At 63.9% G+C, this 19,922-nt stretch carries 21 protein-coding genes and 1 tRNA gene; 6 read left to right on the forward strand and 16 right to left on the reverse strand.

Going from position 1 to position 19,922, the window contains the following annotated elements; all coding sequences use genetic code 11:
- Positions 1–142: 142 nt before the first annotated feature.
- Both VGN68_RS19770 and VGN68_RS19775 read left to right on the forward strand, forming a co-directional pair.
- Complete coding sequence (locus VGN68_RS19770) at positions 143–1,150, forward strand: peptidylprolyl isomerase (protein WP_327479314.1); 1,008 nt, start codon at positions 143–145, stop codon at positions 1,148–1,150.
- 164 nt (positions 1,151–1,314) lie between these two features.
- Positions 1,315–1,566, forward strand: a complete 252-nt coding sequence (locus tag VGN68_RS19775) for a DUF1905 domain-containing protein (RefSeq protein WP_327479316.1) — start codon at positions 1,315–1,317, stop codon at positions 1,564–1,566.
- Here the strand turns inward: VGN68_RS19775 and VGN68_RS19780 are convergent.
- Positions 1,556–1,684, reverse strand: coding sequence for a hypothetical protein (locus VGN68_RS19780; protein WP_327479318.1), 129 nt, complete (start codon positions 1,682–1,684; stop codon positions 1,556–1,558). The genes VGN68_RS19775 and VGN68_RS19780 overlap by 11 nt on opposite strands.
- Before the next feature lie 118 nt (positions 1,685–1,802).
- Between VGN68_RS19780 and VGN68_RS19785 the strand changes: the two genes are divergently transcribed.
- Positions 1,803–1,877 (forward strand) — tRNA-Thr (locus VGN68_RS19785).
- 7 nt (positions 1,878–1,884) lie between these two features.
- Here VGN68_RS19785 and VGN68_RS19790 read toward each other — a convergent pair.
- Positions 1,885–2,763 carry a LysR substrate-binding domain-containing protein gene (locus tag VGN68_RS19790; RefSeq protein ID WP_327479320.1) on the reverse strand — a complete coding sequence of 293 codons (879 nt, stop codon included), beginning with the start codon at positions 2,761–2,763 and terminating at the stop codon, positions 1,885–1,887.
- A gap of 140 nt (positions 2,764–2,903) precedes the next feature.
- On the opposite strand from VGN68_RS19790, the gene VGN68_RS19795 reads away from it, so the two are divergent.
- The gene (locus VGN68_RS19795) at positions 2,904–5,231 is read left to right on the forward strand and encodes a CDC48 family AAA ATPase (protein WP_414713059.1); all 2,328 of its coding nucleotides are present in this window, start codon (positions 2,904–2,906) and stop codon (positions 5,229–5,231) included.
- Here the strand turns inward: VGN68_RS19795 and VGN68_RS19800 are convergent.
- A complete protein-coding gene (locus VGN68_RS19800) occupies positions 5,228–6,538 on the reverse strand; it encodes an MFS transporter (RefSeq protein WP_327479322.1) in 1,311 nt (436 codons plus the stop codon). The two genes, VGN68_RS19795 and VGN68_RS19800, sit on opposite strands and share 4 nt — an antisense overlap.
- Before the next feature lie 152 nt (positions 6,539–6,690).
- On the opposite strand from VGN68_RS19800, the gene VGN68_RS19805 reads away from it, so the two are divergent.
- Positions 6,691–7,329, forward strand: a complete 639-nt coding sequence (locus tag VGN68_RS19805) for a class I SAM-dependent methyltransferase (RefSeq protein ID WP_327479324.1) — start codon at positions 6,691–6,693, stop codon at positions 7,327–7,329.
- On the opposite strand, the gene VGN68_RS19810 is transcribed toward VGN68_RS19805, so the two are convergent.
- Positions 7,326–8,522 carry a phosphatidylserine/phosphatidylglycerophosphate/cardiolipin synthase family protein gene (locus tag VGN68_RS19810; protein WP_327479326.1) on the reverse strand — a complete coding sequence of 399 codons (1,197 nt, stop codon included), beginning with the start codon at positions 8,520–8,522 and terminating at the stop codon, positions 7,326–7,328. The two genes, VGN68_RS19805 and VGN68_RS19810, sit on opposite strands and share 4 nt — an antisense overlap.
- Before the next feature lie 140 nt (positions 8,523–8,662).
- Here VGN68_RS19810 and rpoZ point away from each other — a divergent pair, with 140 nt between their 5' ends.
- Positions 8,663–9,007 carry a DNA-directed RNA polymerase subunit omega gene (gene rpoZ / locus VGN68_RS19815; protein WP_088443692.1) on the forward strand — a complete coding sequence of 115 codons (345 nt, stop codon included), beginning with the start codon at positions 8,663–8,665 and terminating at the stop codon, positions 9,005–9,007.
- Between the two features lie 53 nt (positions 9,008–9,060).
- Here rpoZ and VGN68_RS19820 read toward each other — a convergent pair whose 3' ends face one another.
- From VGN68_RS19820 to VGN68_RS19875, 12 genes are all read right to left on the reverse strand, one after another.
- The gene (locus VGN68_RS19820) at positions 9,061–9,666 is read right to left on the reverse strand and encodes a DUF3800 domain-containing protein (RefSeq protein WP_327479332.1); all 606 of its coding nucleotides are present in this window, start codon (positions 9,664–9,666) and stop codon (positions 9,061–9,063) included.
- A 19-nt stretch (positions 9,667–9,685) separates the two neighbouring features.
- Positions 9,686–10,171 carry a hypothetical protein gene (locus VGN68_RS19825; RefSeq protein WP_327479334.1) on the reverse strand — a complete coding sequence of 162 codons (486 nt, stop codon included), beginning with the start codon at positions 10,169–10,171 and terminating at the stop codon, positions 9,686–9,688.
- A 33-nt stretch (positions 10,172–10,204) separates the two neighbouring features.
- Complete coding sequence (locus tag VGN68_RS19830; RefSeq protein ID WP_327479336.1) at positions 10,205–10,591, reverse strand: hypothetical protein; 387 nt, start codon at positions 10,589–10,591, stop codon at positions 10,205–10,207.
- Between the two features lie 48 nt (positions 10,592–10,639).
- Entirely contained in the window at positions 10,640–12,586 is a 1,947-nt protein-coding gene (gene ftsH / locus VGN68_RS19835) for an ATP-dependent zinc metalloprotease FtsH (protein WP_327479338.1), read from the reverse strand.
- An 81-nt stretch (positions 12,587–12,667) separates the two neighbouring features.
- Positions 12,668–13,672, reverse strand: a complete 1,005-nt coding sequence (tilS, locus tag VGN68_RS19840) for a tRNA lysidine(34) synthetase TilS (protein ID WP_327479340.1) — start codon at positions 13,670–13,672, stop codon at positions 12,668–12,670.
- Positions 13,626–14,570 (reverse strand): tetratricopeptide repeat protein, encoded by a 945-nt coding sequence (locus tag VGN68_RS19845; protein ID WP_414713060.1) that lies wholly within the window; start codon positions 14,568–14,570, stop codon positions 13,626–13,628. Before VGN68_RS19845 ends, tilS begins: the two co-directional genes overlap by 47 nt.
- A gap of 114 nt (positions 14,571–14,684) precedes the next feature.
- Positions 14,685–15,551: a helix-turn-helix domain-containing protein gene (locus tag VGN68_RS19850; RefSeq protein WP_327479345.1), complete on the reverse strand. Its 867-nt coding sequence runs from the start codon at positions 15,549–15,551 to the stop codon at positions 14,685–14,687.
- Between the two features lie 143 nt (positions 15,552–15,694).
- Positions 15,695–16,996 (reverse strand): ATP-dependent protease ATPase subunit HslU, encoded by a 1,302-nt coding sequence (gene hslU / locus VGN68_RS19855; protein WP_327479347.1) that lies wholly within the window; start codon positions 16,994–16,996, stop codon positions 15,695–15,697.
- A gap of 5 nt (positions 16,997–17,001) precedes the next feature.
- Positions 17,002–17,568 carry an ATP-dependent protease subunit HslV gene (hslV, locus tag VGN68_RS19860; protein ID WP_327479349.1) on the reverse strand — a complete coding sequence of 189 codons (567 nt, stop codon included), beginning with the start codon at positions 17,566–17,568 and terminating at the stop codon, positions 17,002–17,004.
- 55 nt (positions 17,569–17,623) lie between these two features.
- Positions 17,624–18,406, reverse strand: a complete 783-nt coding sequence (locus VGN68_RS19865) for a class I mannose-6-phosphate isomerase (protein ID WP_327479350.1) — start codon at positions 18,404–18,406, stop codon at positions 17,624–17,626.
- 74 nt (positions 18,407–18,480) lie between these two features.
- Positions 18,481–19,776 (reverse strand): UDP-N-acetyl-D-mannosamine dehydrogenase, encoded by a 1,296-nt coding sequence (gene wecC, locus VGN68_RS19870; RefSeq protein WP_327479352.1) that lies wholly within the window; start codon positions 19,774–19,776, stop codon positions 18,481–18,483.
- Positions 19,763–19,922: UDP-N-acetylglucosamine 2-epimerase (locus VGN68_RS19875; RefSeq protein WP_327479356.1), on the reverse strand; the 160-nt coding region annotated here is incomplete at its 5' end. The genes wecC and VGN68_RS19875, both read right to left, overlap by 14 nt.

Genomic DNA, 19,922 nt, shown 5'->3' on the forward strand with positions numbered 1-19,922 from the left:
ACCCACGATAGGCTTTTGACCTATACTCACTTTCCAGGCGAGCGCCTTCGACCACTCGGCCACCGCTCCGCATGCTTGGAACGCGCGCCCTAATCGCTGGGCGGGGCTTTCGCAAGTCGGTTGAGCATGGCAGACAGGCGGCATGAAACATCTGCTTCTGGCCGCCGCCGCCGCTTCGCTCGCCCTCCCGGTTGCCGCGCAGGACCCTGCACCCATCCCGTCGCCGGGAGAGATTGCGGCGGCTGCGCCCGCCAGCGACTGGATCGCAATCGCGCCGTCGGACCTACTGGTGATGGACTTGGCGCCAGACGCCAAGGGTCAAGCGCGTCGCGTCGTGATCCAATTGATGCCTGCGCCGTTCAGCCAAGGGTGGATCGGCAATATCCGCAAGCTCGCCGCTGCGCATTGGTGGGACGGGACGAGCGTCAATCGGGTGCAGGACAATTATGTCGCGCAATGGGGCGATGCGACGGAGAAGAAGGCGCTGCCGAAGGGTTTGATGACGGTGCCTGAGAGCGAGTATGTAGTCGGTGTCGATATGCAGTCGATCGTTGGCCCTAAGGGGGTGGGACATCGCTATGCCCCAGTTCCTGCAGGCAAGCTAACTGACAGCTATGCACGTTTTTCGGGCTTCTTTGAGGGTTGGCAGGTGGCTGGGCAACATGAGCCAGACGATCCAGCATTCACTAACAAGGGTTTGCTCCCTATGCTCCGCGACTTGCCTACGGTGGTCTGGCCTGTCCATTGCTACGGCATGGTAGGCGTGGGCCGTAACCCTTCGCCCGACACAGGTAGCGGCGCCGAACTCTACACGGTCATCGGCCACGCACCGCGCCATCTTGACCGCAACATTGCCCTCATCGGCCGCGTGATCACCGGAATCGAGCACCTGTCGAGCTTGCCGCGTGGGACGGGTGCGCTCGGCTTCTACGAGGATGAGAAGGATCGGGTGCCAATCACTTCAATCCGGATTGCGAGTGAACTTCCCTCTGCCGATCAGCCGCGATACGAATATCTTTCAAACCAAAGCGACAGCTTCGCGCGCTACGCCGACGCGCGTGCCAATCGCCGAGATCCATTCTTTATCAAGCCCGCGGGCGGCGCCGACATCTGTAACATCCCAGTGCCGGTGCGATCGGCCGCAAAATGACAGTTTTGTCCCGTTCGCATCGCGCGAAGTCGAAATGCCGGGAGGCGGTGGGCTCAGTTCGGGTGTCGCGACTTCGCTCTACACGAACGGGTTCAGCGCGGGGTGGATAGTTTCACCGTCACCACCCCGCTCTGGCGCTGGCAGTCAGCGAGCGCCCCCGTTGCGTGGTTCTTCGTCACCATCGCGGGCGATGGGCGGACGGCGTCCGGATTGCGGCAATCAGCGGACAGTGGCTGAACGGGCGCAAGGGGTTCGGGTCGGCGCAGGTGGATGCGACGATCGGCGAGACAAGCTGGCAGACATCGGTGTTCCCGCACAAGGAAAGCGGCGGCTGGTTACTGCCGGTCAAGGCCGCGGTCCGCAAGGCCGAGGGGTTGGTTGAGGGCGATGAGGTGACGGTGACCGTCAGTCTTTAGCAGGCGTTTCCACCTTGGCATCGCGCGCCTGCGCCTTGCGCTTGCGCAGATTGTCGCGCAGCGCCTCAGCCAGACGGCGTTCGCGTTCGATGTCGGCGGGGGAGGGCGGTTTGCTCACGCCCAAGGCCATGCCCGCGAAATTGCCTCAACGTCAAGCCTCGCACCTTGACAGGCGCGGGGCGCCCCGCCATAGGCCGCGCCTGCCCAGCGAACAGGCGTTTGCGGGCGTTTCGGTTGCTGCTGTAGCTCAGTGGTAGAGCGCGTCATTGGTAATGACGAGGTCGGGAGTTCAATCCTCCCCAGCAGCACCATTATCCTTCATATTTTCGCTGCCAGCAGCCAGTCGTGGAACAGCTTTACCGCAGGCTGCCTCAGCGCGCGTGGGCGGCACACGAACCAATAGCTATATGGGCTGTCGACGTCGAAATCGAATAGACGCACCAAGCGCGGGTCGTGCGCGTCGTCGAAATGGTGGCCGTGCATGAAGGCGACGCCGATGCCCTGCGCCGCGGCCTCGAGCATCAGCGGTCCCGAATCGAAATAATCGATCCCCGCCGGCTCTAGGTACGGCATGCCGATCGCTTTTTTCCACTCGCTGAACGTCTCCGGCATTTCGCGGTGGAGGAGGACGGTCATGCGCTGGAGTTGCTCAGGTACGACGAAGGGCCGGTCGCCATCGGTCAGCGTCCGCGCCGCGATCGGGAACACCTTGTCCTGATCAAGTCTGGCCGCATAGAGCGCCGGGTCAATCGAACGTGCGAGGGCGATCGCGGCGTCAATGCCGTCGCCGAGCCGCGCTTCGGCATGCGACATCGTGTCGATATCGATGTGCAATTCAGGATGCTCGCGGCGCAGTTCGGGGAGGCGGGGAAACAGCCGCTGTTGCGCAAACAGCGGCAGCACGTTGAGGTGCAGGCGCAGCGATGCGTCAGGGCTGCCGACTTGTCCTATCACCGTACGCAATTCATCGAGAATGGGCGCCAATTGGCCTTGCAACGTGCGGCCCGCCTCGGTCAGGCTGAGCCCGTGATGATGGCGGTTGAACAGCGGGCGGCCGACGGCATGTTCGAGCGTCTGGATCCGCCGCGACAGCGCGGGCATCGACAGACCAAGCTCGATCGCCGCGGCCTTGACCGTGCCATGGCGGGCGACCTCGAGAAAGGCCTCCATGCTGCTGAGGGGAGGAAGGCGGGGCATATTCGGCACCGATGATGACATGACCCCGCAAGACTTGCCACAATTTTGTGCAGTGCGGCATAGGTCGCCGCATGGCAGGGGGTCGCAAATCCAAAACACCCACCCTATCTTCGCTCTGACAATTGTTAGGGAGACGCGCTTTGGCCGACGCAGCGGTAAAAGAAAAACAGGTGAAACTGCAGGTGGCGAATTCTCGCGCCGAGGAAAGCGGCGGCGGCATCGCTCGCATCCCGCGTTCGGTCATGGCCGAACTCGGGGTTACCGAGGGCGATATCATTCAGATCAGCGGCAAGCGGCAGACCGCGTCGCGCGTGGTGCTGCCCTACGCCGAGGATGAAGGGCTTGAGGTGATCCGCCTCGACGGTTTGCAGCGCGCCAATGCGGGTGCGGGTGCGGGCGACATGGTGATGCTGAGCCGCGTCGAGACGCGCCCGGCAACGCGCGTTGTATTTGCCCCGGCACAGGAAAATCTGCGGCTGCAAGGATCGGCGAACGCTCTGAAGCGCAGCTTCTTTGGGCGCCCCGTCGTCGCGGGCGACACCGTCGCGACCGCTGGGCAGCAGCGGCTGGAATCGGGCGCCATGCCGCCGCAGCTGCGCCAGATGCTCAACGCGCCGGCCTACGCGCTGGCCGAGGTGCGCCTGCTCGTCGTATCGGCGGCGCCCAAGGGCGTGGTGTTCATCGACGAGAACACCGAAATCGAGCTGCTGCCCGAATATCAGGAACCGCACGACGCGCGGCGCACCGATGTGACCTATGACGATCTGGGCGGGCTGGGCGAGACGATCGATCAGCTGCGCGAAATGGTCGAGCTGCCGCTGCGCTATCCCGAGCTGTTCCGCCGCCTGGGCGTCGATCCGCCGCGGGGGGTGCTGCTGCATGGCCCGCCGGGTACCGGCAAGACACGATTGGCGCGCGCGGTCGCCAACGAGAGTGAAGCGCAATTTTTCCTGATCAACGGCCCCGAGATCATGGGGTCGGCCTATGGCGAGTCCGAAAAGCGGCTGCGTGACATTTTCGAACAGGCGGCCAAGGCATCGCCGTCGATCCTGTTCATCGACGAAATCGACTCGATCGCACCCAAGCGCGGGCAGGTGACCGGCGAGGCCGAAAAGCGCCTCGTTGCGCAGCTGCTGACGCTGATGGACGGGCTGGAGCCGCGCACCAATCTGGTGATCATTGCGGCCACCAACCGTCCCGACGCCATCGACGAAGCGCTGCGCCGTCCGGGCCGGTTCGACCGCGAAATCATCATCGGCGTTCCCGACGAAGGGGGACGCCGTGAGATATTGGGGATCCATACCCGGGGCATGCCGCTCGCGGAGGATGTCGATCTCGCCGAACTCGCGCGCACGACCTTTGGCTTTGTCGGCGCCGATATGGCGGCGCTGACGCGCGAGGCAGCGATCGAAGCGGTGCGGCGCATCATGCCCAAGCTCGATCTGGCCGAAGGCACGGTTCCGCCCGAGGTGCTGGAAGAATTGCGCGTCACGCGCGACGATTTCAGCAATGCGCTGAAACGCGTGCAGCCGTCGGCGATGCGCGAAGTGATGGTTCAGGCGCCAACGACACGGTGGAGCGACATCGGCGGGCTGGACGCAGCGCGCGAGAAACTGATCGAAGGGATCGAACTGCCGCTGAAGCATCCCGAGGCGTTCCGACGGCTCGGTATCCGGCCCGCCAAGGGCTTCCTGCTCTATGGCCCGCCCGGTACCGGAAAAACCTTGTTGGCGAAGGCAGCCGCGCGCGAATCGGATGCGAATTTCATCTCGATCAAATCGTCGGATCTGCTGTCGAAATGGTATGGCGAGAGCGAGCAGCAGATTACCCGGCTGTTCGCCCGCGCGCGCGCTGTGGCGCCGACGATCATCTTTATCGATGAACTCGACAGCCTGGTTCCCGCGCGCGGCAGTGGCACATCGGGCGAGCCGCAGGTGACCGAGCGGGTCGTCAACACGATTCTGGCCGAGATGGACGGGATCGAGGAGATGCAGTCGGTGGTCGTCATCGGTGCAACCAACCGCCCGAACCTGATCGACCCGGCGCTGCTGCGCCCGGGACGGCTCGACGAACTGATCTATGTGTCGGTGCCCGATAAGGAAGGTCGCCGCCGGATATTGGAAATCCAGACCGGCAAGATGCCGCTCGCTGACGATGTCGATCTGGCAGTTTTGGCAGAAAAATCGGACCGGTTCACCGGCGCCGATCTGGAAGATCTGACCCGCCGCGCCGGTCTGGCGGCGCTCAAGCGATCGATCAACAGCGACACGGTGACGATGGCCGATTTCGATTCTGCGCTGAAAGACACCCGCGCCTCGGTCACCGAGGCGATGGAAAAGGATTATGAAAAGATCCAGGGCGAGATCAAGCAGCAGGCGATGAGCGTCAATCCGATCGGCTTCTTCGCGCCCGGCATGCTGAAGCCGGTGCGCGAGCAGAAGCACGGCAACGACACGGTAAAGGATTAAGCGGTGGGCTGGTCCAGCCGCAAGGCGGACCAGCCCCACAGCACCAGCCAGCCGCAAAATCCCGCCATCAGGCCATAGGCGACCATCGGGTGCCAGTTATAGAGCAGCACGCCGATCGCCGGGGACACGATATAGGCCGATCCGTTGATCGACGCCGTCATCCCTGCAACGCTGCCCTGATCGCGGCGCGGCACCGATAGCGAGGCACCGGCGGTAAAGCCCGGGCGAAACAGCCCGAAACCCAGCGAGGCGAGCGCAAAGCCGATCACGATCCCGTGCAGGTCCTGCGCGACCCCGGTGATGATCAACCCGGCGGCGCCGAGTGCTGCGCCGACCAGCACCGCGGTGCGCGCCGACAGCTTGAGCAGCGGGATCAGCCCCCATTGCGACAACAAGGTTGCGAAGGCGCCGGCCATCAGCACGATGCCGGTCATCGCGGCGCCTTCGTCGGGGCGGGGGCGAAGTTCGAGGCGATCGAGGATCAGGAAGCCGATGACGCCCAGCATCATTGCCTGCGCCTGACCCCCGTAGAGCCCGGCGAGCATCCATGGCCGAACGCGTTTGTCGGTCCAGCGCAGCGGGGTCGCCGCGGGGGTATCGCGATCCTCAACGTCGTCGTCGCTGTCATCACTCGCCGACGCTGTCGATCCGGCAGCGGTCGGATAGGCCGCAATCGCGCCGCGTGCGGCGAAGCGCGGGACATCGTCGGGCAGTCGCCAGCGCAGCATGATCAGCACGATCAAGCCGATCAGCGCGAAAACCAGCAACGGCCCGGCCAGCCCGACAAAGGGCAGGATGAACAACGGCGCGATGGCGGGGCCGATGACCGTTCCCAGCCCGAACGACGAGGACACGAGCGATAGCGCCTGGGTGCGTTCCTCAGGATCGGTGCGCGACGCGACATAGGCCTGGACCGCGGGGGGCGCCGCCGATCCGAATCCGCCGTACAAGCTGCGGAACAGCGCGAAGATCACGAAGGTCGTTCCTGCGGCGAGATAGCCTGCCAGCCCGGCCCACAGGGCTAGCCCGCACAGCGCCATCGACAGCATGAAGCCGATCACCCCCAGCGCCATCAGGGCTTTGCGACCTCGTTTATCGGATTGCCGCGCCCAGTAAGGCGCGGTCATCACCCACAGCAATGCCGACCAGCTGAATGCCAGGCTGACCCAGACATCGGGGATGTCGAGCTTGGCGCCGATCGCTGGCAGGATCGACTGCATCGCGGTATTGCCTGCGGCAGCGACCAGCATGACCGCGAACAGGACCGCCATGCGATCGGCGGGGATCGAGCGCGATAATGTCGCCATGCCGAAAATCCCCCTTTGCCGTCCAGCGTCCGCAATTGGGCCTTTCCCTACACGCGAGCGCCCCGCTGTCCAGAGTCAAGACAGACTCTTTCCTTGCGCCAGCGCGCCGATTTTGCCACGCCAGCGGCAACCGCAACAACGCGAAAGCCATCATGACCAATCCGCGGGCGCAGGCCCAAGAAAAGAAAGCTCCGCTGGGCCGCCGGGTTCGCGAGGGCATCAAACGCTTTTTTGGACCTTGGGGCATGTTTGTCCGTGGCTTTATCAAGCATCCGGTCATGGTCGGGTCGATCGTGCCGTCGTCGCCGACGCTGATCCGTCACATGCTGAAGCCCGTCGATTGGCAGAACACCAAGCTGTTCGTCGAATATGGCCCGGGGGTCGGCACTTTTTGCCGCCCGGTGCTCGAACGCATGGCGGGCGATGCAACGCTGATCGCGATCGACACCAACGAAGATTTTATCGATTATCTGCGCAAGGACATTCGCGACAGCCGCTTTATCGCGGTGCATGGTTCTGCCTCCGAAGTCGAGGCGATCATCGCCGCACACGGCTTTGAAAAGGCCGACTATGTCCTGTCGGGCCTACCCTTCTCGACTTTGCCCGCTGGGATTGGCCCGGCGATCGCAGCGGCAACCCACCGCGTGCTTCGGCCCGGCGGCGCGTTCCTAGTCTATCAGTTCCGCGCCCGCGCCCGCGATTTCCTCGCGCCGCATTTCGCCCGGATCGACAATGCGTTCGAATGGGTCAACGTCCCGCCCTGCTTCCTGTTCTGGGGCTGGAAGGACTAAACTTCCAGATCGGGATCGGTCTCACCGAGACCGAAATTCAGCCGCCGCGACACGGTGTAATCCGCAGCACCCACGACAAACCACGCCAGCGTCCACCGCAACCGCGTCAGCCATCCTGCTCGCGCCTTATGCTTCGCAGCGGTGATGTCGTCGCAATCGTACTGTTGCGCCGCGATGAAGTCCCGCATCTGCTCGGCAAAACGCGCATCGGCGATACGCAACATCACCTCGACATTTACAAACAGGCTGCGCATGTCGAAATTGGCGGTGCCGATATAGACGACGTCGTCGATGACGATCAGCTTCATGTGCAGCTTGCACGGCCGATATTCCCAGACCTGCGCGCCTTTCCGAAGCAGATAGCCATAGAGCAGGCGCGACGCACCGATCGTCGCCGCATTGTCCGACTTCGCTGCCATGATGAAGCGCGCGCGGCCATGTTTCGCGACGCGCCCAAGGCGCCGCAACATGCCTTGGCCCGGTGAGAAATAGGCCATCGCCATATCGAGCTGGCGCGCCCCGACCAAATCGCTCCGCACCGCCTGCGCCCACGGCGACAGCCGCTGGGTCGGGCCGCCGACCAGCCAAGTCACCGGCCCCGCCTCAACCGGCCATTCACGAATCAGTCGGCGGAGCATGAACAGCCTGCCGTCGTTGTTCATTGTGTAATCGTGGATCTCGTCGAACCACGCGACCATCCGCGCCACTGACGGCCCGCGCACGATGATGCCCAGGTCGAACCAGCAATTATCGGGCTGGGTGCCCAGATAGGGGGTCGCGATGTTGAACCCGCCGGTCACTGCCACGTCGTCGTCAATCAACAGCAATTTCTGGTGGTTGCGGATCAAATAGCTCGATCGCCAGCGCCGCGAGAAAAAAGTCACGCTGCCGCCTGCTTCGCGCAACGGAACAAAGATGCTGTCCGAGATATCCGACGAGCCGAAACTGTCGATCACTGCGCGCACCCGCACCCCGCGCCGCGCGGCTGCGGTCATTGAATCGAGGACGCGCGTCCCGGCGGCATCATGCTCGAAGATATACATGATGATGTCGATGCTGCGGATCGCGCCAGCGAGCAGGGCAAGAATGCGTTCGAGCCGCTGGTCGCCGTCAACGAGGACCTCCAACCGATGACCGGCGACGTCAGCGGTCAGCGTATCAGGATCGCTGGCAGGGCTGGTTGCATCAATCATGGCCCGCTCATAGGCCGGGCGATACAAGCGCTGCAAGGGCAGCGCTTCGATTGACACGGACGGGCCTTGCTGCTAGCGCGCAGCGCTTGCCGCCACGCCTTCAAAAAGGGCTGGTCTCTCCGATATTCTAAGGAAACAACATGGCCCGCGTTACCGTCGAGGATTGCGTCGACAAGATTCCCAACCGTTTCGACCTGGTCCTGCTCTCCGCGCACCGTGCGCGCGAGATTTCGGGTGGTTCGGAGCTGACGATCGACCGCGACCGCGACAAGAACCCCGTCGTGGCGCTGCGCGAGATCGCTGAACAGACGGTGCGTCCGAAGGATCTGAAGGAAACGCTGATCACGACGCTGCAGAAGGTCGTTATCGACGATGACGATACGCCCGATGAAATCAGCTCGATCAGCCGCTCGGCCGAAGCCCTCCGCCTGACCGCCGCCGCACCGCCGCGCAGCCCCGCGGGTGGTGGCAGCGACTTCGAATAAGCGCTGCGACATGTGAACGAAGGGGGCCGCGGGACACCGCGGCCCTTTTTGTGTCAGCCGACGTGCGTCAGTTCGGCCACCCGGATCGTTTTTGATGCCAGCATCGGCTCGATGATCTGCTGGATGCGTTGCGCGCGCGGCGAACCGACCGTGATATTGAACAGGCTGTTGGCGATGACGTCGGCGATCTGGACGCCGTCGCTGCGGTGGCTGTCGGCCAGCGAGGCGCGGCCCCAGGCGCCGAGACCTGCTTGGATTTCTTCGCGGACTTTGCCGAGAATCGTCGGGTCGTAGCGACCGTCGTCGATCACGACATCGGTGCAAACACCGCCGGTTTCGGGCAGCCATCGCCCGACCGCTAGATTCAGGAGCGCGGCATAGACCGACAGGTCGCTGGGGACGGTGACACCCGGCTTTCCGCCGATGGTGTCGCGCTTGGCCACTGCAACCCAGGCACGGCCGCCCGCGCGGTCGAACAGTTCGAGCAGATAGGCGCGCTCAACGACGCTGATCCGGCTGCCTTTCAATTCTCCGCGAAGTCCGGTGACGCTGCGAAACCGCGAATGAATGTCAGCGGCGACCTGCGGCGTCAGCATAACCGCGGCAAAGGTCATCGCACCCGCGTTTAGCCCGCCCGATTCGTCGCAGTAAATCGTCACCGGCGGTGCGGCCGATGGATCAACGGACGCGGCCGAAGAAGGCGACCGAGCGGCTTTGCCCCGCGGGGACAGCATCGGGCCACAGCCACCGGACATGCGTGACGTCGGCCGCTGTCGCGGGCCGCGGCGCCGAGCCGGGAGCGGCCACCGTCAGCGCGGCCAGCGCGCCAAAGCTTTTGCCGCCATCGACAGACACGGCGAAGCCCGCCGTGTCACTTGTACCATCAAAGGCCAGCGCTTCGGGAATCGGATTGGTCAGATTGACCCCCGCCGCCGGGGCGGCGCCATTGTTGGTAAAAGTGAGGGTCAGGCGAATCCGGTCGCCGGGCACGACGACATCGGGCGTGCTGTAGGTCTTCTCGCCCTCGCGGCCATCGACCGACGGTCCTGATTTTTCCAGCTCGGCCTTGGTCGCGAGCACCCCGGTACTCTGTGCCGCCGCGGACTGCGGCGCTATCGCCAGAACGGCTGCCAGAGTCATTATGGTCCACGATTTACCGATCATCACCGTCTCCTTTGTCGATCGCTCCATGGCGGATCAGGCAGGGCAGGGGTAGCGTTTCTTCATCAACGCATCGAACGCCGTGTTGATGCTGACACGTTTGCGGATCGGTGCGGGATAAGAGCGGAGATGGGCGAGCCATTGATCGGGGGTGAGTGTTCCCGACTCAGGTGGGCAGCTAGTCGTTTTGCGCCCCGCGCGACGGTCAGCGTCGATCCGCGCCTTGTAGCGTTTGCCCGCGGCGATGACCTCGCCTTTCAGCTGATTGCCTTGCGGGGTCGCGAGCGCGAGCGGGCCGAGACGGGCGAGCGAATCGGCGCGCATCAGAAAGGCGGCGACGCTCATGTCGCCCGGCGACATCGCGCACAGTAAGGGCGCCGCGAACAGGATAGGCAAGATGCGGGCGCGTTTCCCGAAGGTCATGCGCCGCAACTTGCCGTCCACCAATGTATAACCCCTGAATCGAACGCGCTAGGCGCCTTGGGGCTTCGGGTCGCCGAACGGCCCGCGCGGCTTGCGCTTGATCTGCGGCAGCGAACCGGCGTGACCCGATACCGGGGTGCCGCGCTTGTCGGCATCGTCCTCGCGGCCGATGTCTTCGCCCTTGATCGCGCGCTTCGCCTCTTCGCCCGACAGCGTCTCATATTCGAGCAGCGCACCGGCGAGCAGATGAAGCTCGTCGAGATGGTCGGTGAGCACTTTACGCGCGACGTTCTCGCCTTCTTCGACCAAGCGGCGGACTTCGGCGTCGATCAGACGCGCGGTGTCTTCGGACATATTCTGCGCGCGCGACACGCTATGGCCCAGGAACACTTCGTCCTGATTGTCGCGATAGCGCAGCCAGCCGAGTTTGTCCGACATGCCATATTCCATGACCATCGAGCGCGCCATGTCGGTCGCCTGCTGGATGTCGTTCGACGCGCCGGTGTTCAGCTCGTCCTTGCCATAGATCAGCTGCTCGGCGATGCGGCCACCGAAGCAGAGCGCGAGGCGCGCCTTCATCTGCTTCATGCTCATCGAATAACGGTCGCGTTCGGGCAGGTTCCACGTCACGCCCAAAGCGCGGCCGCGCGGGATGATCGTGACCTTGTGCAGCGGATCGCAGCCGTCGACGTGCAGCGAGACGAGCGCGTGACCGGCCTCGTGATAGGCGGTCGACTTCTTTTCGTCCTCGGTCATCACCATCGAACGGCGCTCGGCGCCCATCATGACCTTGTCCTTGGCCTCTTCAAACTCGTCGTTGGCGATCAGGCGCTTGCCCTTGCGCGCCGCGAGCAGTGCGGCTTCGTTGCAAAGATTAGCCAGATCGGCGCCCGAGAAGCCCGGGGTGCCGCGCGCGACGCGGCGCAGATCAACGTCGGGGGCCAGCGGCTTTTTGCGGGTATGGACCTCAAGGATCTTCTGGCGGCCCTCGATGTCGGGGCGCGGCACCACGACCTGGCGGTCGAAGCGGCCAGGGCGGAGGAGGGCGGGGTCGAGCACGTCGGGACGGTTGGTCGCCGCGACGATGATGATGCCTTCGTTCGCCTCGAAGCCGTCCATTTCGACGAGCAGCTGGTTCAGCGTCTGTTCGCGCTCGTCATTGCCGTTGCCGAGCCCGGCGCCGCGATGGCGGCCGACGGCATCGATTTCGTCGATGAACACGATGCACGGTGCGTTACGCTTGGCCTGTTCGAACATATCGCGGACCCGGCTGGCGCCGACGCCGACGAACATTTCGACGAAGTCCGAGCCCGAAATGGTGAAGAAGGGAACGCCGGCCTCACCCGCAATCGCGCGGGCGAGCAAAGTCTTACCGGTGCCGGGAGAACCGACCAGCAGCGCGCCTTTCGGGATCTGGCCACCGAGGCGCGAAAATTTAGTCGGGTCGCGCAGGAATTCCACGATTTCTTCGAGCTCTTCGCGGGCTTCATCGATGCCCGCGACGTCGTCGAAGGTCACCTTGCCCTGCTTTTCGGTCAGCATCTTCGCGCGCGACTTGCCAAAACCCATCGCGCCCGAGCCATTATTCTTTTGTACCTGACGGAACACGAAAAATGCGATGCCGAGGATCAGGATGAACGGCAGCGACTGGATCAGCATATACATCCAGAAATTGGGGGCTTCGGTGGCTTTACCATCATATTTGACATTATTGTCATTGAGCATTTTCAGCAGGTCGGGATCGCGGATGACATTCGCCGTGAAGCGGTCGCCGTTCGACAGCGTGCCGGTGACCTTGTCTTCGGACAGGACGACGTCCTTGACGGCGCCTTCCTCAACCTTTTGACGAAATTCGGAATAGGCCAGCGCGCTGCCCGCGGGCTGCGCGGCACCGCCGAACATCGAGGCGACGAGGAGCATGGCGAGCAAAATGCCGCTCCAGATCATCACACTCTTCATCCAGGGATTGCCCTGCGGTTCCTTGTCGTCCTGCATGCGAGTACTTTCCTAATCGGCGCGGCAACGCGCTCCTACCCCGACAAGATAGGATAATCAGGTTAAATGACAATGAGGCAATCAGGCCTTTTTGGGCAGTTTCCGGCGCGGCGCAGCAGAAATGCGCCAAATCGTCCCTTCAAAGCCGCGAACCGGGTCGATCAGCAGCGCTCCGACCATTGCGCGCTTGCCCTTGTGCATCGCGGTGATCACGCCGTCGAGCGACGCCCCGCGCACCGCCAATTGCGGAGAATTTGCGCGCAGGCGCAGGGCGACAATGCGGCGGAACAGTTCGGGCGGATAAGATTCGTTGCGGATCACCGCGACGTCGGACGCGTCTGGCCAGGATGCGATCAGGCGCTCCACCGACCAGTCGAGCGCGTCATCGGCCTCGGCGAGCCAGCCCGCGGACCGCGCGGCGGCGGCGGGATCGAGCACCGCCTGCGATTTCAGCGCCTGACGCAGTCGCGCGCGATCGAAGCGATTGTCGCTGTTCGATGGATCGTCGACGAAGGGCAGATCATGTTCCAGCGCCAGTTCGACCAGTTCGCCGCGGCGCCAGTGGAGCAGCGGCCGCATGACGATGCCGTTGCGCGAGCGAATGGCGGCAAGGCCACTGACGCCGCTGCTGCGGTTAAGCCGCATGACGATCGTTTCCAGCTGATCGTCGGCATGATGCGCGGTGAGGATGTGGTCGAGCGCATTGGCGCCGCGCCACTGGTCGAGCAGATGATAGCGCTCGGCGCGCGCAGCCGCCTGCAACGATCCCTTGATCGGCGTGGCGGGGCGCAGCGTCGAATGGGGAATATGTTCGCGGTTGCAGAAGCTGGCGACCATGCGCGCTTCTTCGTCAGACCCTTTGCGCAGGCCATGATCGACCGTGGCCGCCCAGACTTGCCCGGGCAGCAGCGTCGCCATCAGCCAGAGCAGCGCCATGCTGTCGGGACCGCCGGACACTGCGATGCCATAATGCAGACGGTGCCATTCGGGCCCGGCGAGCGCGCGAAGATCCCCCGCCAGCCGGTCGGCACTGTCGCGGTCAGCAACCTGCTTTTGTTTTTGCGGCGGCTGCATCGGTTCGGACATCCTGCGGAGCCTTGTCACCATAGACTTCTTCGAGCTCGCGGAACGCCTTGCAGGCGTCGGCCTTGCGGCCCAGCTTGTCGAGCGCGACCCCCATGTACATCAGGCTATGCGGCGCACGGGCGCCGCTGGGGCGGTCCTTGTAATTGTTGTAGAAAGCGACCGCTGCAAGGCTCGGTTTACCCTCGTCCAGATAGGCGCGGCCGAGAAGGTTCTGGGCAAAGCTGGCCTGACTGCTGTTCGGCCATTTGGTGACGACCTGTTTCAGTTGCGCCTGCGCTTCGGGGTAGAGCTTCGCTTCCCACAGCCGATAGCCATAGTCGTAAGCGTCCTTGGTTTCATTGCCGGTTGCCGGAATCTCCACCTTTTTGACCAGCGCCAGGCGCGCGGCGTTGGGCGTTGTCGCGGCGGGTTTGGCGGTGGTGACCGCCGGTTTCTTCGCCGGGGTGGCGGCAACCGTCGATGCCGCCGTTGGCGGCTTTACCGTCGGGGCAGGGGGCAGGCTGGCGGGGGTCGCAGTGGCTGCGGGATCGGCAAAACGCTTGTCCATTTCGGTCTTGTAAGCAGTGAACTGTTTTTCGAGCTCGCGGAGCTGAAAGGCGTTTTGCTCGGTCTGGCCAGTTAGCGCCTGGAGCTGGCTTTCCAGCGCGTCGACGCGCGCGGTCAGGTCGATCACCGGCGCATTGCTGCGCGCGCGTTCCCCGGGCGTATTGTCGGGGGCGATTTCACCTTCGAAGAAGGTCGGGCTGCCGCCGGGGAACACCGAGCGCTGGACCGCCCGCATTTCCTTTTCGAGCCGTTCGACCCGCTTGTCGATAGCACCCTCTTGCGCCGGAGCGGGCAGGGTCGCCGCGAGCGCAAGTGTCGCAGCCCCGAGGAAAGTGATCTGACGCATTCTCATCTGCCGTTAGGCCCCCACCAATTAACCATTTTGTCGTTCATAACGCGGCACAGTGCAGCAGCGCAAACCCATTTCCGCTCGCCAGCGTTCGTGCCGCCCCAAAAGATGGCCGTCTCAGCCCTTGGGAAGCGCGCGTGTCGATGGCGCCGCGGCGCCCGCGGCGCCGTTTCCTTCGGCGCGCGCGATCAGATCGGCAGGCTTGAGCGAAACGCCCTTGACCAGCGTATCGGCGGGGCCGATCGCCCCGACGTCGCGGCCGCCAACAGTGACTTTCAGCGCCTGCGGAATGCTGGTGCGCAGGGTGAATTGCTCGATATACTCTGGCGGAACTTGATAGGTTTCGCCCGGGTCCAGCGTCCGCCAGTTTTCGGTCTTGCCCGCCGCATCATCGAACCCGATCCAGACTTCGGAAATGCCGGTGAGGATCACCGGCGCATTGGCCGCAGTCGCCGACGGGGGCGTACCAGCCTTTGTCATCGGTGGCACTGCCGCATCGCTTTGCGGCGCTTCCGACGCGTCAGCGGCGCGGTTCTGCGCAGCGATCAATGCTTCGCCTGGTTCAACCGACAAAAAGCGCCATACGCCATAGGCCGAGGCGAGCAGTACGGCGATAATCACCAGTGTCCACGTCATCCGCGCGGTGGGCAGACGCGCCGGATCGGTCGGTTCATAGGCTTCGTACAGCGGCCGCGCGCCATAAGCGTCTTCTTCGAGTTCGCGGCGCACCGCGGCGCCCACTTCGGCTTCGGGAAGATCGACCGCGCGGGCGTAGGCACGCGCGAAGCCGGTGACATAGGTGCGGCCCGGAAGCTCAGAGAAATCCGATTTTTCAATGGCAGAAAGGTGACGCTGGGTGATCCGGGTTCGGGTCGCCACGTCGGCGAGCGACAACCCCGCGGCCTCCCGCGCCAGCCGAAGCCGATCGCCGGTGCGCGTGATCGCCAGCTCGCCCTGCTCCGGGGCGACATCCTCATCTGTCATTACTGTCTCCGCGCCGGTCGGTTGCAACCCGTGTCGACCGTGTCGCACCGTTCATCGCATTGACGCGCTGAAAAAGTCAAATGAAGTTCGGCAAACGACCGGCTGAAAAGATGCCTTAATACGCTCGCCCGAACCGCCGCGGACTACAACACATATTTGCTGAGGTCCGTATCGCCGACGACGTCGGCCAACTGGCGATCGACATAGGCGGCATCGACGGCAATCGTTGTGCCAGTCATGTCCTCGGCGCCAAAACTGACCTCTTCGACCAGCCGCTCCATGATCGTCTGCAATCGCCTCGCGCCGATATTTTCGACCCGCTCGTTGACCTCGGCAGCGAGCTTGGCGACGCGCGCGATCGCATCGTCGGTGAACGACAGCGTGACCCCCTCGGTGCCGAGTAGCGCCGCATATTGTTCGGGCAGACCAGCCTTCGTTTCGCTCAGGATACGCACAAAGTCGCTTTCCGTGAGCGCGCTCAGCTCGACGCGGATCGGCAGGCGGCCCTGCAATTCGGGGAGGAGGTCGCTCGGCTTGGCGACATGAAAGGCGCCCGAGGCGATGAACAGGATATGGTCGGTTTTCATCGGGCCATATTTGGTCGCGACGGTCGTTCCTTCGATCAGCGGCAGCAGGTCGCGCTGGACGCCTTCGCGGCTGACCGATCCACCGCGCACGTCGCTGACCGCGATCTTGTCGATCTCGTCGAGAAAAACGATGCCATTGGCTTCGGCATCGGCGAGTGCGATGCGGGCAACATCGTCCTGATCGAGCCGCTTGTCCTGTTCCTCCTCAATCAGCCGCGTTGCCGCCTCGATGACCTTGAGCTTGCGGCGCTTTTTCGGCGCCCCGCCCATCGCCTTGCCGAGCATGTCGGACAGGTTGATCATGCCCAACTGGCCCGGTTGGCCGGGGAGTTCGAACGGCATGGTCGGTGCGTCGGCGACCTCGATCTCGACCTCGCTGTCGTCGAGATGGCCTTCGCGGATCCGTTGGCGAAAGCTCTGACGCGTGGCCTCGCTCGCGCCCTTGCCGGTCAGCGCGTCGAGCAGCCGCTCCATCGCCGCCTCTTCGGCGGCGGCGCGCACCGCTTCGCGGCGGCGGTCTTTTTCCAGTCGCACGGCTTCTTCGACCAGATCGCGGGCGATCTGTTCAACGTCGCGGCCGACATAGCCGACCTCGGTGAATTTGGTGGCCTCGACCTTGATGAAAGGCGCATCGGCGAGTTTGGCGAGGCGGCGCGAAATCTCGGTCTTGCCGCAGCCGGTGGGGCCGATCATCAGGATATTCTTCGGCGTTACCTCGTCGCGCAGGTCGGCGGGCAGTTGTTGGCGACGCCAGCGATTGCGCAGCGCTACCGCGACCGCGCGCTTGGCGGCGTCCTGGCCGATGATGTGCGTGTCCAGCGCAGCGACGATCGCCTTGGGAGTCAGGTCTTTGTTCATCTGTTTTACGCCTGAATTTCGATGGTTTCTTGGGTGAACTGGTCGTTGGTATAGACGCAGATATCGGCCGCAACCTGCATGGCCTTGCGCACCAGCACCTCAGCATCTTTTTCATATTCGGCGAGCGCAGTGGCGGCAGCGAGGGCATAATTGCCGCCCGATCCGATTGCGGCGATGCCGCCTTTGGGTTCCAGCACGTCGCCATTGCCGGTGATGACCAAAGTCACCTCCTTGTCCGCGACGATCATCATCGCCTCCAGGTTCCGGAGATATTTGTCGGTTCGCCAGTCCTTGGCAAGTTCGACGGCGGCGCGCAGCAGCTGGCCGTTGTGGCGTTCGAGCTTGGCTTCAAGGCGTTCGAACAGGGTGAAGGCATCGGCGGTGGCGCCGGCAAAGCCGCCGATGACGCTGCCATCGTGGAGGCGGCGCACCTTACGCGCGTTGGGCTTCATCACCGTCTGGCCCATCGATACCTGTCCGTCGCCAATGACGACGACCTTGTCGGCGGTGCGGGCGGAGAGGATGGTTGTTCCGTGCCAAGGCGCGGCACTTTGCGCGTGAGGGTTGGTCATGCGGCGCGATATGGGAGATCGCGGGCGGGGCCGCAAGGGGAGGGTCGTGCCGTGGTCAGGTGGCCCAGCACAGCAGGGCGCGGCCACCGGGTTCGATTTGGATGAGTGAGGCATCTTCGAGCAAAACGGCTTCGCCAAGCCGCACTTTTTCGTCGGCGGCACGGCATCCGCCCGACAGCGGAACGAAGGTCAGCTCGCCCCTGGCATCCTCGATTGCGGCGGGATCGATCGGCCCGGTCAGGTGAAGCACTTGGAAATAGGGACCGCTTACTAGTTTGGCGTTGGCCGTAGGATCAACATGGCAGTCGCGGGCATCGGCTGCGGCGGAGACGCGCGCAACGGACAGTCCCGCGTCGAGGTGAAGTTCGCGCGGCCGCCCATAGTCGTACAAGCGGTAGGTGCGGTCGATATTCTGCTGGACCTCCACGATCGTCAGCCCCGCGCCAATCGCGTGGATGGTGCCCGCCGGGTTATAGACGAAATCATTCGTCTGGGTGGCGCGCCAGTCGATGAGGTCGACAATCGACCCGTCGAGCGCAGCCGCGCGGAGAGCCGTGCGATCCGTATCGACCGCCAATCCTGCGCCAAGTTCGGCGTCGGCATCAGCCGCCAGCACCAGCCAGCATTCGTCCTTGCCGCGGACGAGCCCAGCCGCTGTAGCAGCGTCGTCGTCGGGGTGCACCTGGATGGACAAGCGTTCCGAAGTGAACAAGAATTTGACCATCAGTGGCGCGGCCTCCCCATCGGGATGCGCAAACCAGATTTCACCGATACGGCGACCTTCAAAATCGCCAAAATCGCGGGGGACATCGTCGCGGCCCCAGGGCTTTTCCACCACGAGCCGTTGCAACCGCCGAATAGGGGTGGCGGTGTCATGAAGTCGGGGATGCGGCGCCATGGACAAAGGGGGCGTCAGGCTGCGCGATGAAGCTGGCTGGCGCCCGCTACATTCGGTTGGTCGAGCCACAGGCCGCGCGTGTCATAAACAATCTTGTCGCTGCGCTCCTCGAGCGGGATGGATTTGAACAGCTCGTGATCGACGAGCACGATCAGAATGTCGCAGGCGGCCAGCGCGCTGTCGAGATCGATCAGCTCGGCGCCGGTTCCGGCGAACTCCATCGGCAGGCCGCGTGCATAGGGTTCGACGATCTGGATCTGCTGGCCGAACCGGCGTGCCAGCGCGGCCGCGACCTCGACCGCCGGGCTCTCGCGAAAATCGTCGATATTGGGCTTGAACGCCAGGCCGAGGCAGGCGACGCGGGCGTGGCGATGCTGGGACACCAGCATTTCGGCGGCGCCGATGACATGCGCGGTCTTGGCAAGGTTCACCTCACGCGCGGTACGGATCAGGCGGCTGTGCTCGGGCGCGCCGTGGACAAGGAACCACGGGTCGACCGCAATGCAATGGCCGCCGACGCCGGGGCCGGGTTGCAGGATGTTGACGCGCGGGTGCCGGTTGGCGAGGCGGATGACCTCCCACACGTCGACCCCCATCTGCTCGGCCATCATCGACAGCTCGTTGGCAAAGGCAATGTTGACGTCGCGATAGCTGTTTTCGACCAGTTTCACCATTTCGGCGGCGCGCGCCGAGGTGGTGACGCAGGCGCCACGGACAAACTGACGGTAAAAGGTCATCGCGCGGCGCGCGCAGCGCGGGGTGATGCCTCCAATACAGCGGTCGTTGTCGACCAGCTCGACGAGAATGCGGCCCGGCAGTACGCGCTCGGGGCAATAGGCGACGAAAATGTCGGCGGCGCCGGCGCAAGCGCCCGGCACTTTGAGGTCGGGACGAAGCTCGGCGAGCAGCGCTGCGACCTTTTCGGTGGTTCCGACCGGCGAAGTCGATTCGAGGATGACGAGATTGCCGACCTCGAGCTTGGGCGCAATGGCGCGCGCGGCCAACAGGACATGGCTGATGTCGGGGCGATATTCGTCATCGTGCGGGGTCGGGACCGCGATGACAAAGGTGTCGGCCGGCAAGACTTCGGTTGACGCAACAAGCGCGCCGCGGGCAACCACCCCCTGAACCAGGCCGTCGAGATCGACTTCCTCGATATGCACCTTGCCGTTGTTCACCGTATCGACGACATGCTGGCTGACATCGACGCCCGTCACCTTGCAGCCCGAGCGCGCGATCAGCGCCGCGGTCGGCAGGCCGATGTAGCCCAGCCCCAGGACCGTAACCGTCTGTTCACTATCGATGGGCACGCGCTACAATCTCCGCAATCTGCTTTGCCGCCGTGCCGTCACCAAAGGGATTATGGGCGCGGGCCATGGCCGAATAGGCGTCCTTATCGTCGAGAAGCCTGAAAATTTCGGAAACAATACGCGCTTTGTCGGTTCCGACAAGCTTG

The sequence above is a fragment of the Sphingopyxis sp. genome, from assembly GCF_035998965.1.
Classification (GTDB): Bacteria; Pseudomonadota; Alphaproteobacteria; order Sphingomonadales; family Sphingomonadaceae; genus Sphingopyxis.

Excerpts from the sequence above, each read along its gene's own strand:
- VGN68_RS19770 (WP_327479314.1), top strand. The coding sequence starts at position 143 with ATGAAACATCTGCTTCTGGCCGCCGCCGCCGCTTCGCTCGCCCTCCCG.
- VGN68_RS19790 (WP_327479320.1), bottom strand. The coding sequence starts at position 2,763 with ATGCCCCGCCTTCCTCCCCTCAGCAGCATGGAGGCCTTTCTCGAGGTC.
- VGN68_RS19800 (WP_327479322.1), bottom strand. The coding sequence starts at position 6,538 with ATGGCGACATTATCGCGCTCGATCCCCGCCGATCGCATGGCGGTCCTG.
- VGN68_RS19805 (WP_327479324.1), top strand. The coding sequence starts at position 6,691 with ATGACCAATCCGCGGGCGCAGGCCCAAGAAAAGAAAGCTCCGCTGGGC.
- VGN68_RS19810 (WP_327479326.1), bottom strand. The coding sequence starts at position 8,522 with ATGATTGATGCAACCAGCCCTGCCAGCGATCCTGATACGCTGACCGCT.
- rpoZ (WP_088443692.1), top strand. The coding sequence starts at position 8,663 with ATGGCCCGCGTTACCGTCGAGGATTGCGTCGACAAGATTCCCAACCGT.
- VGN68_RS19825 (WP_327479334.1), bottom strand. The coding sequence starts at position 10,171 with ATGATCGGTAAATCGTGGACCATAATGACTCTGGCAGCCGTTCTGGCG.
- VGN68_RS19830 (WP_327479336.1), bottom strand. The coding sequence starts at position 10,591 with ATGACCTTCGGGAAACGCGCCCGCATCTTGCCTATCCTGTTCGCGGCG.
- ftsH (WP_327479338.1), bottom strand. The coding sequence starts at position 12,586 with ATGCAGGACGACAAGGAACCGCAGGGCAATCCCTGGATGAAGAGTGTG.
- tilS (WP_327479340.1), bottom strand. The coding sequence starts at position 13,672 with ATGTCCGAACCGATGCAGCCGCCGCAAAAACAAAAGCAGGTTGCTGAC.
- VGN68_RS19845 (WP_414713060.1), bottom strand. The coding sequence starts at position 14,570 with ATGAGAATGCGTCAGATCACTTTCCTCGGGGCTGCGACACTTGCGCTC.
- VGN68_RS19850 (WP_327479345.1), bottom strand. The coding sequence starts at position 15,551 with ATGACAGATGAGGATGTCGCCCCGGAGCAGGGCGAGCTGGCGATCACG.
- hslU (WP_327479347.1), bottom strand. The coding sequence starts at position 16,996 with ATGAACAAAGACCTGACTCCCAAGGCGATCGTCGCTGCGCTGGACACG.
- hslV (WP_327479349.1), bottom strand. The coding sequence starts at position 17,568 with ATGACCAACCCTCACGCGCAAAGTGCCGCGCCTTGGCACGGAACAACC.